The 14439-nt window shown below is 70.4% G+C and carries 13 protein-coding genes and 1 pseudogene; 12 read left to right on the forward strand and 2 right to left on the reverse strand.

Annotated features, from left to right (window positions below; translation table 11 throughout):
• Positions 1–40 precede the first annotated feature (40 nt).
• Genes ABD209_RS05590 through ABD209_RS05605 form a run of 4 tightly spaced genes read left to right on the forward strand, consistent with a single transcriptional unit; the run spans position 41 to position 4433 of the window.
• On the forward strand, positions 41–2275 hold the full coding sequence (locus ABD209_RS05590; protein ID WP_344063304.1) for a metallophosphoesterase: 2235 nt from the start codon (positions 41–43) through the stop codon (positions 2273–2275).
• Positions 2276–2329: 54 nt separating this feature from the next.
• Positions 2330–2959 carry an SDR family oxidoreductase gene (locus tag ABD209_RS05595; RefSeq protein WP_344063421.1) on the forward strand — a complete coding sequence of 210 codons (630 nt, stop codon included), beginning with the start codon at positions 2330–2332 and terminating at the stop codon, positions 2957–2959.
• A complete protein-coding gene (locus tag ABD209_RS05600; protein WP_344063307.1) occupies positions 2956–3147 on the forward strand; it encodes a hypothetical protein in 192 nt (63 codons plus the stop codon). The genes ABD209_RS05595 and ABD209_RS05600 overlap by 4 nt, the downstream gene beginning before the upstream one ends.
• Before the next feature lie 8 nt (positions 3148–3155).
• On the forward strand, positions 3156–4433 hold the full coding sequence (locus ABD209_RS05605; protein ID WP_344063310.1) for a glycosyltransferase 87 family protein: 1278 nt from the start codon (positions 3156–3158) through the stop codon (positions 4431–4433).
• Positions 4434–4475: 42 nt separating this feature from the next.
• On the opposite strand, the gene ABD209_RS05610 is transcribed toward ABD209_RS05605, so the two are convergent.
• On the reverse strand, positions 4476–4610 hold the full coding sequence (locus tag ABD209_RS05610; protein WP_324388482.1) for a hypothetical protein: 135 nt from the start codon (positions 4608–4610) through the stop codon (positions 4476–4478).
• A gap of 80 nt (positions 4611–4690) precedes the next feature.
• On the opposite strand from ABD209_RS05610, the gene ABD209_RS05615 reads away from it, so the two are divergent.
• The 7 genes and pseudogenes from ABD209_RS05615 to ptsP all read left to right on the forward strand — a co-directional run bounded on the left by ABD209_RS05615 (position 4691) and on the right by ptsP (position 11600).
• Positions 4691–5575: a LysR family transcriptional regulator gene (locus tag ABD209_RS05615; protein WP_344063314.1), complete on the forward strand. Its 885-nt coding sequence runs from the start codon at positions 4691–4693 to the stop codon at positions 5573–5575.
• Between the two features lie 123 nt (positions 5576–5698).
• Positions 5699–6460, forward strand: coding sequence for a DeoR/GlpR family DNA-binding transcription regulator (locus tag ABD209_RS05620; RefSeq protein ID WP_324388485.1), 762 nt, complete (start codon positions 5699–5701; stop codon positions 6458–6460).
• Complete coding sequence (gene pfkB, locus ABD209_RS05625; RefSeq protein WP_344063316.1) at positions 6457–7404, forward strand: 1-phosphofructokinase; 948 nt, start codon at positions 6457–6459, stop codon at positions 7402–7404. Before ABD209_RS05620 ends, pfkB begins: the two co-directional genes overlap by 4 nt.
• A 27-nt stretch (positions 7405–7431) precedes the next feature.
• Positions 7432–8238: pseudogene (locus ABD209_RS05630) on the forward strand (fructose PTS transporter subunit IIA); the annotation flags it as partial.
• A gap of 71 nt (positions 8239–8309) precedes the next feature.
• On the forward strand, positions 8310–9551 hold the full coding sequence (locus ABD209_RS05635) for a fructose-specific PTS transporter subunit EIIC (protein WP_344063424.1): 1242 nt from the start codon (positions 8310–8312) through the stop codon (positions 9549–9551).
• A 68-nt stretch (positions 9552–9619) separates the two neighbouring features.
• Complete coding sequence (locus ABD209_RS05640) at positions 9620–9889, forward strand: HPr family phosphocarrier protein (RefSeq protein ID WP_344063319.1); 270 nt, start codon at positions 9620–9622, stop codon at positions 9887–9889.
• Between the two features lie 7 nt (positions 9890–9896).
• Positions 9897–11600 (forward strand): phosphoenolpyruvate--protein phosphotransferase, encoded by a 1704-nt coding sequence (gene ptsP / locus ABD209_RS05645; protein WP_344063322.1) that lies wholly within the window; start codon positions 9897–9899, stop codon positions 11598–11600.
• A gap of 88 nt (positions 11601–11688) precedes the next feature.
• Here ptsP and ABD209_RS05650 read toward each other — a convergent pair whose 3' ends face one another.
• Positions 11689–13050 carry an MFS transporter gene (locus ABD209_RS05650; protein WP_344063325.1) on the reverse strand — a complete coding sequence of 454 codons (1362 nt, stop codon included), beginning with the start codon at positions 13048–13050 and terminating at the stop codon, positions 11689–11691.
• A 74-nt stretch (positions 13051–13124) separates the two neighbouring features.
• Here ABD209_RS05650 and ABD209_RS05655 point away from each other — a divergent pair, with 74 nt between their 5' ends.
• Positions 13125–14354: an AGE family epimerase/isomerase gene (locus tag ABD209_RS05655; protein WP_344063328.1), complete on the forward strand. Its 1230-nt coding sequence runs from the start codon at positions 13125–13127 to the stop codon at positions 14352–14354.
• Positions 14355–14439 lie beyond the last annotated feature (85 nt).

A 14439-nucleotide genomic window follows, 5' to 3' on the forward strand; every position in this document is an offset into this window, starting at 1 on the left:
GCCCCACGCTCGGCGTGGGCAAACGTCTCGGGGTGGCCTCGTGACGTGGCGGGTCGGGCAGCGACCAGGCCGGCGGGGACACCCACCGCTCGCGGTTGCAGCGGCCGCGCTCGCCTTCCTGATCTTGGGCGCCGGGAGCCGGCTCGCCGCCGAGCTGCAACCGCTGGGATTTGACCCGACCCGCGACTCGGCCACTCTGCTGCTCGCCAGCGGCACGCCGCATCGCTGGGTCGCCGCGGCCACCGCGGCCGTCACGGGCCTGCTCGTGCTGGTGGTCGCCTGGAGCCTGCCGCGCCTGCCCCGAGCTGCGGCCCTGGTGCTCACGCTGGCGGGTGCCGCCTTCACCGTCCTTGCCCTCGCCCCGCGCGGCTCCGACGTCGGCTGGAGCTGGCCCTCGGGGCTGGTCGCCGCCGTCGGCGCGCTGAGCCTCGCCCTGTGGCCGGCATTTACCGAAGAACCTGCGCCAGCGCGCCGGCCCGACGAACCTGCGCCAGCGGGCCGGCCCGTCAGACCTGCGCCAGCGCGCCGGCCCGACGAACCTGCGCCGGCGCCCGCCGGCGTGCGCACCGGGCTCGCGGTCAGCGGCCTGCTGGTCGCCCTGCTCACCGGTGCCGTGCTGGTCGGGCGGGAGGTGCAGGCATACGGGCTCCTCGAACGGGTTGCCGTGCTCGCCGCGCTCGGCTGGCTGAACGTCGCCGCCGTCCGCGCCTGGTGGATGGCCGGCCACCGGCTCGGATCGCGGCAGATGCGTCAACTGCTCGGTCTGGGCGTGACCACCATGGCCTGCGTTTGCGCCGGCATCGTGACCACAATCCTGGCTCCGGTGCCGGCGAGCACGGCGAACTTCTCGGCCCGGGTGAGTCTCTCGCCCGATCCCCGCGACGTCTCCCGCGTGGTGATCGAGACCGTTCTCGGCGACGTGGACCTGAGCTTTCGCGGCCTCGCGCCGGGCGTGCGCGTCCAGCCGCAGGTCCGCGCCGAGATCACCGAGGCGATCGGCGCGGCGGGCGCCTCCATCCGGAGTCTCCAGCCCACGCCGGCCGAGCAGGACGCCGCGATCGCCGCCGCGCTCACTGGTCTGGCGCTGCGTTTCGCCGCCGGTGGCCTGGTCGCGGCGACGGCTGCCGTCGTCGCACGGAGCGCCTGGCGTCACCGGCGCCCCGGCTGGCGCACCCTTGCCATCGCCACCGGGAGTTGGCTCGGCGCGCAGGCCATCGTCGCCCTGGCCGCCTTCGGGACATTTGCCGGCGCCACACCCGAGCAGATCAACGCCACCGGGCTGCTCGGCACGGTCCGGAATCGGGCCGGAATTCTGGACGACCTGCAGGCCCGGTCGGCCGAGGTGGCGCCCTACCTGCAGAATGTCATCGCGCTCAGCGCCGCGCTCCAGGAGCGCTATCAGCCGGCCGAGATCGCCGACGGCCAGGTGCTCCGCATCCTGCTGGTCTCCGACATCCACGCCGGCAACCAGTACCCCCTGATGGCGTCGATCATCCGCAGCGAGGACGTCGACCTGGTCATCGACGCCGGTGACCTGGTCAACTTCGGCACGCCCGGGGAGGGCACGATCGCCGATCTCTACACGGGCATCGAGTCGCTCGGCGTCCCCTATCTGTTCGTCCGCGGCAACCACGACGCCATCTCGCCGACCGACACCGCCGTCCTCAACCGCCTCGCCGAGATCCCGAATGTCATTCTCCTGCAGCCGACTGACAGCCTCTATCAGGAGGTCGACGTCGCGGGGATCACGATCGCGGGCTTCAACGATGTGCGCTACTGGGGCGACGGCGGCAAGGGGTCGGCCGAGAAGTCCCAGGCCCCCAAGCAGCGCTGGCTGGCCAGCTTCGCGCAACGCCCGGCGGTCGATGTGGTCGTCTCGCACGAGCCCTGGGCGGTCCAGGGCATCCCGCGCGCCGGAGTGCTGATCAACGGCCACATGCACACCGCCTACCGCGAGGGCAATCGCCTCCAGGCCGGCACCTTCACCGGCGGTGGGCCGCTCACGCACTTCGTGCCGGGCCAAGGCGGGGAGGAACTCGTGGGCCAGCCCTCGGCCTTCGACCTGCTCGATTTCGGCGCCACCTGCCGGCTGACGGCGGTGCGCCGCTACCAGTTCACCAATATCGTCGAGGGCCGTCCCGCCTATGACAACGTCTCGCTCGTCAACGGCGCCGTGGTCGACACCCGCCCGGTCGATCCGCTGCGCACCTGCGCGCACAGCGAGCCGCTGCGCGTGGTCAGCGTCGCCCCGGCCACGCCACTGCGCTCGCCGTAGCCTTCGTTCCATGACCGAGTTCCGGCCGGCGACGGCCATCATCACCGGCGGCGCATCCGGCATCGGCCGGCCCTCGCCGCCGCCCTCGTCGCCCGCGGGACGTATGCCGTGCTCGCCGACCTCGACGGCGAAGCGGCCGAGCGCGCCGCGCGTGAGCTCACCGCCACCGGCCCCGGACAGGCGGTCGCCGCACAACTCGATGTGGCCGACCGTGCCGCCGTCCTCGCCCTCGTCGAGCAGTTGGCGAGCGAGCGGGGCCGGCTCGAGATGATGGTCAACAACGCCGGCGTGCTCTTCGCGGGCCCGTTCGAGGAAACCACCGAGCGCCACTGGGCGAAGGCGATCGATGTGCACCTGCGCGGCGTCATCCACGGCGCGCACGCGGCATACGGGGTGATGCTGCGGCAGCGCGTGGGCAAGGCGAGCGCCGGCGTCATCCTCAACACCGGTTCGCTGGCGGGCCTGATCCCGGCGCCGAGGATGACGCCCTATGCGACGACGAAGTGGGCGGTCGTCGGGTTCTCGCAGGCGCTGCGCGCGGAGGCACGCCGCCACGGCATCCAGGTCAATGTCGTCTGCCCGCCTATGTCGACACAAAGCTCATCGACGAGCCCTTCGAGCCCTCCCGCTCGTATGCCGTGGGAAGCTTCCGCCGCAACACTCGCCTCTATCAGCCGCGCTTGACGACGCCAGCGAGGGTCGCCGAGGTGGCCTTGCGTGGCGTCGAGGACGACCGGCCGGTCATCACCGTCGGCGGCTTCGCCGCGCTGTCGTGGCGCACCCAACGCTTTGCCCCGGCCGTGATGCGCACCTCGACCCGCCTCCAGGCCGCCCGCGAGGCGCGTCAGGGCCGAACGGTGAGCGGGACATAATCGCCCTTGTGACCGGCGGCTACCTCGATCGGCGACCCGGCCGGTATGCCGCGGCGCGCCCGTCGTCGGGCAGGCACCGGCCGTGGCTCCTCCCGCTGGCGTGCGCCGTCCTGGCGCTGCTGATGTGGGTCGGCCCCTATACGCACGTCGGGCCGTGGGCCCGGCCGGGCCTGACCGACATCGGCGTCTACGAGCGGGTTGTCGAGGGGATCAAGGCGGGCCGGTTGCCTTATCGCGATCTCGATCTCGAATACCCGCCCGGCGCAGCGGTGCTCTTCTGGCTCGCATCCCTCGTCCCCGGGCACGACCTGACGCAGAGCTTCGGCCGGCTGATGGCCGTGACCTGGGCAATCGCGACCGGCGGGGCGACGACGGCCGCGGGTCTGCTCGGCTATGCCCAGCGGCGCCAGGCGCTGATCGGGCTGTCGATGGCAGCGCTGCCGTTGATGCTCGGCTCCCTCATCACGACCCGGTATGACGCGGTGGTCACCGCCGTCGTGTCCTGGCTCCTTGTCGCGGCCCTGGCCACGCGTTGGCGCTGGATGTGGGGCCTGTTGATCGTCGCGACCCTGCTCAAGATCGTCCCCGCGGCGCTCGCGCCGGCCCTGGTGATCTGGCAGGCGCACCGCACCGACTGGCGGCGGGCCACCCGTTCGCTCGCGCTCGCGATCGCCGCCGGCGTCGCGATCGTGGCGTCGGTGGTGCTCTGGGCGCCGGACGGACTGCGCTATGTGGTGCACTTCCATACGGCCCGGGGCGCGCAGATCGAGTCGACGGCCTCCAGCATCGTCCTCGCGCTGCATACGATCACCGGGCGCCCGGTCGTGATCGACTCAACCTTCGGCTCTCAAGGGCCGGTCGGCGCGGGTGTGACGGCCTTTGCGCAGATCACGATGGTGGCCTCGGTGCTGGCGATCGTCGTCCTCGTCGCGAGGTTCGTTCGCCGCCTGACCCGGCGCCCGGCTCCCGCCGACGCGCGCTTGGCCGTCACCGTGCTCGCGAGCACGATCGTGCTGCTCGTCGTGGGCTCGAAGGTGCTTTCGCCGCAGTATCTCCTCTGGATCGTGCCGGCGACGCTGCTCATCCCCGGCCGCCGTGGCCTGGCCGCGCTGGGCATGACCTGCGCGACGATGGTCGCGACCCAGTTGTACTTTCCGGGGTACTACTGGTCGCTCGTGGACGTTGAGACCTTGCCCATCTGGTTGCTGCTGCTGCGCAATCTGCTGCTCATCGCGCTCGTCGTGCTCTGCTGGCCGCGTCGGTCCGCCGCAGCCGGGCGGGCATGACAAAGGCGACCACTCGCGTGGTCGCCCTGGGTGTCGTTTGCGTCAGTGACGCGTGAGGCGGCGGCGCAGCGAGAGCGAGCGCTTGCGCGGCTCACGCACGTCGTGGTGCCAGTCCTGGCTCGCGGCCCGGAGTTCGTTCATCATGCGGGCGTAGTCCCGGTCGATTGCCTTGTCCATGCCTCTATTGTGCGCCTCCGAAATATTCAGGACAAGCGCGCTTTACTGCATGACCCATTAGCAGTGATTAAGATTGTCGTATGCTCGATCCCCAGCGCCTGCGCACCTTCCGTTCCGTCGTGGCCACCGGGTCGGTGCAGGCGGCTGCCGACCAACTCCGGCTGACGCCGTCGGCGGTCAGCCAGCAGGTGGCGGCCTTGCAGCGGGAGACCGGGCTGGTCCTGCTCGAGCGCGCCGGCCGTGGCGTGCGGCCAACCCCGGTGGGCATGCGGGTGGCGATCGCCTCCGGTGATGCGTTGCGCAGCCTGAATCGCTTGGGCGCGTTGGTGCGCGACCTGCGCGAGGGCAAGACCGGGCACCTGACGATCGGCCATTTCGCGTCGGCGGGGCTGGCCTTGATGCCGCGCATCGTGCGGACCCTGCGTGCGGAGTTCCCCGAAATGATGGTCGAACTCGTGCTCAACGACGTGCCCGGTGGTTCGCCGCTGACCCAGCCCGATATCGATGTCCGGATCGAAGTCCCTGACGAGGCGATTCCGTCCGGCTTCGGTCGGGTGCCCCTGATCGACGACCCCTTCGTCATGGTCGTGCCCCGCTCGCATCCGCTCGCCGACCGAGTCACCGCACGGCTCGCGGACTTCCGCGATGACGAATTCGTCGCCAATGACTTCACGGGCTCACCCGTCCATGAGGTGCAAGCCAAGGCTTTTGCCGCGGCGGGTTTCTCGCCGCGCTATATCGTCCAGGCCGCCGACCACATCAGCGCTCTCGCGTTCGTCGATGCCGGCATCGGGGTGACGATGCTGCCGGTCCTGGCGACCGTCGAGTTGCCCCCACATGTGCGCATCGTCGCGCTCACCGATCCGGTGCCTGTCCGCCATATCTATGCCCTAGTTCGTGATGCCATCTCGGCCGCGCCCGCGGCGCGCCGCGTGGTCGACTTGCTGCGCACGCATACGGTCTAATGTCCACATCGTGGAAACCACATAAACGGGCGCCCGTTTCGCTTCACATCGACGCATAGATGTGGTTTTGTTGTGTTCTGCAGCCCACAAGGTGTGGGTTTGGGGGACGAAGGAGTCCACAGGATGTATGCCGCGGAACGCCAGCAGCGGATCATGCGCGAGGCGCGCGAGGCCGGTCGAGTTGAGGTGGTCCTGCTCGCCGAGCAGCTGGGCGTGGCGACCGAGACGATCCGACGCGACCTGACCGCGCTCGAGCGCCGCGGCACGCTTCGGCGGGTGCACGGTGGCGCCATTCCCGTGGAGCGCCTGGAACTCGAGCCGACCCTCGCGACGCGGGCCGGAAGGCTGACCGAGGAGAAGCGGCGCATCGCCGCCCGGGCGTTGGAACTGCTGCCCCGCGAGGGCACCGTCCTCTTCGACGCCGGCTCGACAACGGCGGCCATCGTCGACCTGCTGCCACCCGATATCGATCTCACGGTGGTGACCAACTCCATCCCGATCGCGGTTGCGCTGGAGAATCACCCGGGCGTCAACCTCTACCTGCTCGGCGGCCGCGTCCGGGGGGTCACGGGAGCAGCCGTCGGTGAGTGGGCGACCAAGGCCCTTGCGGATCTGGTCGTCGATCTCGCGGTTCTGGGGGCCAATGGCTTCTCGGCGGCACGGGGCCTGACCACACCCGACCAATCCGAATGTCAGGTCAAACGCGCCATGGTCGCGGTCGCTCGGCGAGCGGTCCTGGTCAGCGACTCGAGCAAGGCCGGCGATGACCACATGCACCGGTTCGCCCACTTGTCGGACATCGACCTGGTGTTGACGGACGCCGGGCTGGGTGAGGACGTCGCCGCGGAGATCCGCGCCGCCGGACCCGAGGTCGTGCTTGCATGATCATCACCGTCACGCCCAATCCCAGCATCGACCGCACCATCGCCGTCGACGACCTGCGTGCCGGCCAGGTCCACCGAGCCACGTCAAGCCGGATCGACCCGGGCGGCAAGGGCATCAATGTCTCTCGTGCCCTGACCGCGCAGGACTCCCCGACCCTGGCCTTGGCACCGCTCGGCGGGCCGGAGGGTCACCTGCTCGGCGAGCTTCTCGCCACGGCCGGGGTCGCGCACCGTCCGATCGACGTCGGGGGTTCGGTGCGGATGAATGTCGCCGTGGTCGAACCAAACGGCACGACCACCAAGCTGAATGAACCCGGCCCGGTCCTGAGCGACGGCGAGGCGCAGGCACTGCTCGCCGCGACGGCGGACGCGGCGGTCGGCGCCACGTGGGTGCTCGGCAGCGGCAGCCTGCCGCCCGGAGCGCCCACCAATTGGTATGCCGATCTGGTCGCCGCCGCTCGTGACCGCGGCACCCGGGTCGCCATCGACAGTTCCGGAGCGCCGATGGCCGCAGCCTTGGCCGCCTGCCCGACGCTGATCAAACCCAATCTCGACGAGCTCGCCGAACTCGTCGGCCGCCCGCTGACCGTGCTCGGCGAGGTGGTGGACGCGGCATACGAGCTGGTCGAGGAGGGTATCGCCTTGGTGTATGTCAGCCTGGGCGCCGACGGCGCGATCGTGGTCGGCAATGACGTGCTCGCCTACGCCCGCGCCACGATCACCGCGCCGCTGTCCAGCGTCGGGGCCGGAGACTGCCTTCTTGCGGGCGTCCTCGACGCCCTCGCCCATGGCGCCGACCCGGTGGGCGCACTCCGTCAGGGGGTGCTGTGGGGGGCCGCGGCTGTCACCCTCCCGGGCAGCCGCGTGCCCACACCAGAGGACTTGATCGGCATTCCGGTGCAGGTCGATGCCCATCTCGATCGCTCCCTTGCCCTCGCCGGCTGACTTCGCCGCTGTCTGAAAGGAATGCGAATGCCCCTCATCAACGAAGGTCAGGTGGTCCTCGACCTGACCGGCGTCGATCGCCACGCGGCGACGCGCACGCTTGCGCAAACGCTGGTAACCAGCGGCCGATGCACCGACATCGACACCTTCCTGGCCGACGTGCGCAAGCGGGAGGAGACGATGGCGACGGGGCTGCCGGGCGGCATCGGCATCCCCCATGCGCGGAGCGCGGCGATCACGGAGCCGTCGCTCGTCTTCGGCCGGATCGCCGATGGCATCGACTGGGGCGCCAAGGACGGGCCGGCCCAGTTGATCTTCCTGATCGCCGCGCCCGAGGCTGGCGGGGATGCGCACATGCAGATGCTGCCGAAGCTGGCACGCGCGCTGATGAAGAAGGAGTTCAAGGCCGCGCTTCAGGCCGCCACCACCGAGGCCGAGATCGTCGAGATCGTGAACAACGCGGTCTCCCTGGACCCGGCTCCCGCGCCCGCTGCGGCCGTGGCGCCTGCGACCGGGCTCGCCCCGGCGCCAGGGGCATCGGTTATCGCCACCCCGGGCGTCCGACCGCAGGATGTTGCGGCCACGGCGCCGGTCCGGAGCCTGCACTTCGTCGGCGTCACCTCGTGCCCGACGGGGATTGCGCATACCTATATGGCGGCGGAAGGGCTCGAGCGGGCGGCGAAGGCGGCCGGTCATACGATCACCGTCGAGACCCAGGGATCGGCGGGCACCACGCCCATCCCGGCGGCCGAGATCGCCGCTGCGGACGCCGTGATCTTCGCGCACGACCTGCCGGTCAAGGACATCGGCCGGTTCGCCGGCAAGCCGACCGTCGACGTCGGCGTCAAGAAGGCCATCGCCGACGGGCCCGCGCTCGTCGCGGAAGCCGCGGACCTGGTCGCGAAATGGAAGACCGACCCGAGCCTCGCCGCGGCGGCTGCTGCGGGTGGCGTTGCCACGAGCGGCGGTGGCGGCGGCATGGTCACCAAGGTCGACGCGAGCGCGGGCGTCGGAACGCGGATCCGGCAGATGCTGATGACCGGCGTGTCCTACATGATTCCCTTCGTTGCCGCCGGCGGCATCATGATCGCCCTGGGCTTCATGCTCTCGAACTTCGCGCTTGGCAAGGAGGGCCCGGTCGAGATCGTCAAATACGGACTGACCGCCGAGGGCAACTACAACATCGTCCAGCACTTCAATCCGGTGAGCCTGACGAGCTGGGCGGCACTGCTTGTTGTCATCGGTGCGGCGGCCTTCGGCTCCTCGTCCCGATCCTGTCCGGCTTCATCGCGTATGCCATTGCCGACCGCCCCGGTCTCGTCCCCGGCATCGTCGGCGGGGCGATCGCGACCAGTATGGGTGCGGGCTTCCTCGGCGGCCTGGCCACCGGCTTCCTCGGCGGCTATCTCGCCTTGTGGGTCTCACGGTGGAAGGTGCACAAGAACGTCCGCGGCGTCATGCCGGTGGTCGTCATTCCCTTGGTCTCGACCTTCCTGACCGCCGGGCTGTTCATCACGATCCTCGGCCGCCCGATCACCTGGCTGATGTCGAATCTGACGTCCGCGCTGGAGGGCATGGGCGGCAGCAGCGCTATCCTGTTGGGCTTGATCCTCGGCGCCATGATGGGCTTCGACCTCGGCGGCCCGGTCAACAAGGTCGCCTACTCCTTCGGCGTGGCCGGCCTGACCGAAGGGTTGTCGAAGAATCTCGCGGCCGATGCGACCCAATACAAGATCATGGCTGCCGTCATGGCGGCCGGTATGGTAGCGCCCCTGGCCATGGCCCTCGCCACCACCATCCGTCCGCAGTTGTTCTCCGAGCCGGAGCGCGAGAACGGCAAGGCGGCCTGGTTGCTCGGGGCATCCTTCATCTCCGAAGGAGCGATCCCCTTCGCCGCGGCCGATCCCGTGCGCATCATGGTTTCCTCGGTCATCGGGTCGGCCCTGACCGGCGGCATCGTCATGGCGCTCGGCTCCACCTTGATGGCTCCCCACGGCGGTATCTGGGTGGGGTTGTTGATCGGCAAGCTCTGGGTCTTCCTGCTCGGCCTGATCATCGGCGTGCTGGTGATGACCGGCATCGTTGTCTTCCTCAAGCGGCGCGACCACAGTGCTGCAGCAGCCGCCGCGCAGACCGTGGAGGCCTGACCACTCCCACTCGGACTTCCGAACCCCGACCACCGACCGCCCCCAGCCCACAGAAAGAGAACACTCACATGGCACAGCGCACCGTCACCATCGCCTCCTCCGTCGGTCTGCACGCCCGCCCGGCCGCCCTCTTCGTCGAGGCCGCGTCCGAGACCGGGCTCGACATCGAGATCGGGCGTCCCGGCGAGGACGCCGTCGACGCGACCAGCATCCTGGGCGTGATGGCCCTGGGCGCCACCCACGGCGAAGAGGTCGTCCTCACTGCCGACGGGGAGGGCGCCGAGCAGGCCCTCGACTCGCTCGTCGCTTTGCTCTCCCGCGACCTCGACGCCGAGTAGTCGACGCGTGGGCACCGAGACCAAGGTGGGGATCGGCGTCAGCCCGGGCACGGCATACGGGCCGGTGGTGCAGGTTGCACCGGCGGTCCGGCCGCCGGTGAACGAGGCGCCGACGACCGATGCGGAGGCCGCGCTCGCCGAGGTCAGGGCGGCCTTCGCCGCCGTTGCCGGCGAGCTGCAGACGCGCGCTGCGACCGCTGACGACACGGCCCAGCAAATCCTCAAGGCGACGGCATTGATCGCCAAGGACAAGGGCCTGCTCAAGGCGGCCACCACGCACCTGGCGGCGGGTCGCGGCAAGGCGACGGCCATCGCGGCCGCGGTCGAGGAGTATGCCGCGCAGTTCGAGGCGCTCGGCGGCTACTTTGCCGAGCGGGTCACCGATCTGCGCGATGTCGGCGCGCGTGCTGTGGCCGCCGTGCTCGGCGTGCCGGCGCCCGGCGTGCCGCACCTTACCGAGCCGAGCATCATCGTCGCCGAGGACCTCGCGCCGGCGGAGACCGCGACCTTGAACCGGGCGCTCGTCGCCGGGATCATCACCCAGACCGGTGGACGGACCAGTCATACGGCCATCCTTGCCGCGCAGATGGGAATTCCAGCGGTCGTGCAGGTAGCCGGTGCGACCGCCATACCGTCCGGAATGCTGGTGGCAATCGACGGTGATTCAGGCGTGGTCACCATCGCGCCCGACCCGAAGCTCGTTGCGGCACAACAAGAGCGGCGTCGAGCGCGGGCCGAGGCGCTCGCCGCGTCGTCGGGTCCGGGGCTGACTCGGGACGGGCATCATGTGGCCCTGCTGGCCAATATCGGTGGCGTCGAGGACGCCGAGGCAGCCGGGCCGCAGGACCTCGAAGGGGTCGGGCTCTTCCGCACCGAGTTCGTTTTTCTCTCCTCTGACAAGGCGCCCACGGTCGCGGAGCAGGCGGAGATCTATCGGCGGGTTTTCGCGCCCTTCGGCTCCCGGCGCGTTGTCGTGCGCACCCTGGATGCTGGCGCCGACAAGCCGCTGGCGTTCGCCGACCTCGGGCCGGAGGAGAACCCGGCGCTCGGCCGGCGCGGCCTGCGGCTCTCGGCCGAACGACCGGAGTTGCTCGACGCTCAACTGGAGGCGCTGGCCGTGGCCGCCCGCGACACCGGAGCAGATGTCCGGGTCATGGCGCCCATGGTGGCGACGGCGGAAGAGGCCGATTGGTTTGCGCGGCGGGTTCGCGAGAACGGACTGCCCAGGGCCGGCGTGATGATCGAGGTGCCGGGCGCCGCGTTGCGCTCCGAGCACGTGCTGCGTGACGTCGATTTCGGCAGCCTCGGCACCAACGACCTGGCGCAGTACACCATGGCGGCCGACCGGATGCAGGGGGTGTTATCGGACCTCCTCGATCCCTGGCAGCCGGCCGTGCTCGATGTCATCGCGGCCGCCTGCGAAGGCGCGGCCCGAGCGGGCCGGCCGATGGGGGTTTGCGGCGAAGCCGGTGGCGATCCGCTGCTCGCCCTGGTGCTGACCGGTTTGGGAGCCGGGAGCCTGTCGATGGCGCCGTCGAAGGTGGCGATGGTGCGCTATGCCCTGTCCCTGCATTCCTTGCCCGACTGCCAAGGGCTGGCCGCCGCCGCCCGAGGCGCGCGAACCGCACGCGAGGCGCTGGATGCCGTGCGCGCCGCTGTCCACGCCGACCTGCTCGCCCTGCTCGATCCGACGTGGGCCGCTCCGGGCTGAGGGGTCAGGCCCGCGCTGCCGCCCCATTCTCGGGGGCCCCCGGGTACCCATCACGTAAATGCATTGGCCGCAGCGACGGGCGGGAAACTCAGGTGAAGGCCATCTCTTCGGCGTCGTCCAGCTCGTGCGGGTGCGGCGGGCTGGGCGGGGCCGGCGGAGCATCGGGATCGGCCGCCGGGCGTCGCGGAATGGTCAGCGCGATGAAGGCCGCGATCAGGCAGAGCACTCCGGCGCTCGCCCACGCCGTCCGATAGGTGCCGTCTACCGTGCGGATCCAACCGGCGAAGGAGGCGCCGAGGCCGGCGCCGACCATGTGGGCGGCATACGTCCATCCGAAGACAATTCCGGAGTCGTTCAGCCCGAAGTGGCTGCGGCACAAGGCAACCGTGGGTGGGACGGTGGCCACCCAGTCGAGACCGTAGAAGACGATGAAGACCCACATCCCCGGTTCGACACTGGGCGCGAGGAAGGCGTTGACCGTGAACAGCGACGCCCCGCGCAACCCGTAATAGCCGACCAGCAGCAGCCGCGGGTCGACCCGGTCGGTCAGCCAGCCCGAGGCGATCGTGCCGACCAGGTCGAAGATGCCCACCAGCGCCAGCAGCCCGGCGGCTGTCGTCGCGGGCATCCCGTGATCATGAGCCGCCGGGATGAAGTGGGTCTGGACCAGGCCATTCGTCGACCACCCGCACACGAAGAAGGTCAGCATGAGCGCCCAGAAGGTCCACGTGCGAGAGGCGGACCGCAGCACTGCGATCGCGGCCACCACGGGTGAGACCGACGGCGGCGGTGCCGGCGCGGCGTCGGGGGAGCCGGGGACGGCGCCATACGGGATCAGGCCGGCATCCTGCGGCCGGTCACGGATGAAGAGCGCCACCAGCGCCATGGTCACCAGGGCGAGCGCAGCGACGATCGCGGCGGCCCACCGCCAGCCGTAGGACGTGGCCGTCGCGGCGATCGCCGGGAGGAAGATCAGTTGGCCGGTCGCGCTGGCGCCGGAGAAGAGCCCAGTGACCAGGCCACGGCGGGCCACGAACCAGCGGTTGGCGATGATCGCCCCGAGCACCAACGCCATCGACCCGGTGGAGAGCCCGATGACGACCCCCCACAGCAGCCACAGTTGCCAGGGCGCGGTCATCACCGTGGTCGCGGCGGACGCCACCCCGACGATCGCCAGCGAGATCGACACGACGCGCCGCGGTCCATACCGCTCGAGCAGGGCGGCGGCGAAGGGCGCGATCAGACCGTAGAGGACGAGGTTGAGGCTCACGGCGCCGGACGTCGTGGCGCGAGACCAGCCGAACTCGCGCTCGATGGGCTCCATGAGAACGCCGGTCGAGGAGCGGAAGGCAGCCGCGGCGACGAGGGCGGCGAGCGTGATGCCGGCGACGAACCAGGCCCGCCGGGCATACACCGATCGCGACTCGACCTCCCTACCCGCCTGCGTCATTTGCGCATCATGACAGCCACGCTGGCATCGTGCCGCGCTGTTTCGCCTCCGCGGGATGTGGCAGGCTCGCGCGTATGACCGGTGCCCCAGATCGCCTGCTGTGCTCCGCCGAGGAGCTCGCGGCCGAGGCCGACCGGTTGCTGGAGTTCACCCGGGCGTCGGCGGTCGAGGGTGGTTTCGGCTGGCTCGATAACGACGGGGCGGTCGAGGAGCGCGACCTGCAGTTGTGGATCACCGGCCGCATGACGCACGTGTGTGCCCTCGGTCACCTGCTGGGCAAGCCCGGCTTCCTCGAGCTTGTCGAGCACGGCGTCGAGGCACTCGGCGAGAACTTCCACGACGACGAGTTCGGCGGCTGGTATGCCGCGATCTCGCCCGACGGCGAACGCCCCACGGGCTTCGCGAAGGAGGCCTATGCGCACTCTTTCGTGATCCTCGCGGCGTCGAGCGCGCAGCTGTGCCAGGCCCGGGGCGCCGACGATCTGTTGTCGGATGCCCTTGCCGTGCACGACCACCACTTCTGGGACGACGCCGCCGGTATGACGCGTGAATCCTTCTCGGCGAACTGGCGCTCGGAGGAGGCCTATCGCGGGATCAACGCGAACATGCATACGGTCGAGGCTTTTCTCGCGGCCGGCGATGTGACCGGGGACGAGCGTTTGCACCATCGCGCCGGGCGGATCGTGACGCGAACGATCGACGGCTTCGCGCGGGGGAACGGCTGGCGCATCCCGGAGCACTTCACTCCCGACTGGGAGCCGATGCTCGAGCACAACCGTGACGACCCGGCCCATCCCTTCCGGCCCTATGGCTCGACGATCGGCCACGGGCTGGAGTGGACCCGGCTGACCCTGGCGACCGCGGCGAGCATCGGCGGGCCGGAGTGGGACTGGGCCACGCCGGCCGCTGTCGCGCTCGCGGAGCGCGCCATCGCCGACGGGTGGGCGGCCGACGGCCACGACGGCTTCATCTACACCACCGACTGGTCAGGCGCGCCGGTGACCCGCGCGCGAATGCACTGGGTGGTGACCGAAGCCCTGGGGGCGGCCTGGGCCCTGCACCACGTGACCGGGGATGCCCGGTGGCCGGAGTTGTTCGGCCAGTGGTGGGACTACGCCAAGGCCAACCTGGTCGACCACGAGCGCGGGTCCTGGCACGCCGAACTCGCGCCCGGCAACACCCCGGCCGCGGGCACCTGGTCGGGCAAGCCCGACACCTATCACGCGGTCCAGGCGATGCTCCTGCCCCGCCTGCCCCTGACCCCGTCCTTCGCCTCCGCGCTCGCGGCCCGCCCCCGTTCCTAACTCCTGCTAGCAGGGTTTAGGTGAGGTCGAGCAGGGTCTACCCTGCTCGACCTCACCTAACGTGTGTTAGCAGAGGTTAGGTCGC

Origin of the sequence: Nostocoides vanveenii (assembly GCF_039531165.1) — a bacterium.
GTDB lineage: Bacteria > Actinomycetota > Actinomycetes > Actinomycetales > Dermatophilaceae > Nostocoides_A > Nostocoides_A vanveenii.

Excerpts from the sequence above, each read along its gene's own strand:
- ABD209_RS05655 (WP_344063328.1), top strand. The coding sequence starts at position 13,125 with ATGACCGGTGCCCCAGATCGCCTGCTGTGCTCCGCCGAGGAGCTCGCG.
- ABD209_RS05615 (WP_344063314.1), top strand. The coding sequence starts at position 4,691 with ATGCTCGATCCCCAGCGCCTGCGCACCTTCCGTTCCGTCGTGGCCACC.
- ABD209_RS05620 (WP_324388485.1), top strand. The coding sequence starts at position 5,699 with ATGTATGCCGCGGAACGCCAGCAGCGGATCATGCGCGAGGCGCGCGAG.
- ABD209_RS05640 (WP_344063319.1), top strand. The coding sequence starts at position 9,620 with ATGGCACAGCGCACCGTCACCATCGCCTCCTCCGTCGGTCTGCACGCC.
- pfkB (WP_344063316.1), top strand. The coding sequence starts at position 6,457 with ATGATCATCACCGTCACGCCCAATCCCAGCATCGACCGCACCATCGCC.
- ABD209_RS05650 (WP_344063325.1), bottom strand. The coding sequence starts at position 13,050 with ATGACGCAGGCGGGTAGGGAGGTCGAGTCGCGATCGGTGTATGCCCGG.
- ABD209_RS05635 (WP_344063424.1), top strand. The coding sequence starts at position 8,310 with ATGGAAGACCGACCCGAGCCTCGCCGCGGCGGCTGCTGCGGGTGGCGT.
- ABD209_RS05610 (WP_324388482.1), bottom strand. The coding sequence starts at position 4,610 with ATGGACAAGGCAATCGACCGGGACTACGCCCGCATGATGAACGAACTC.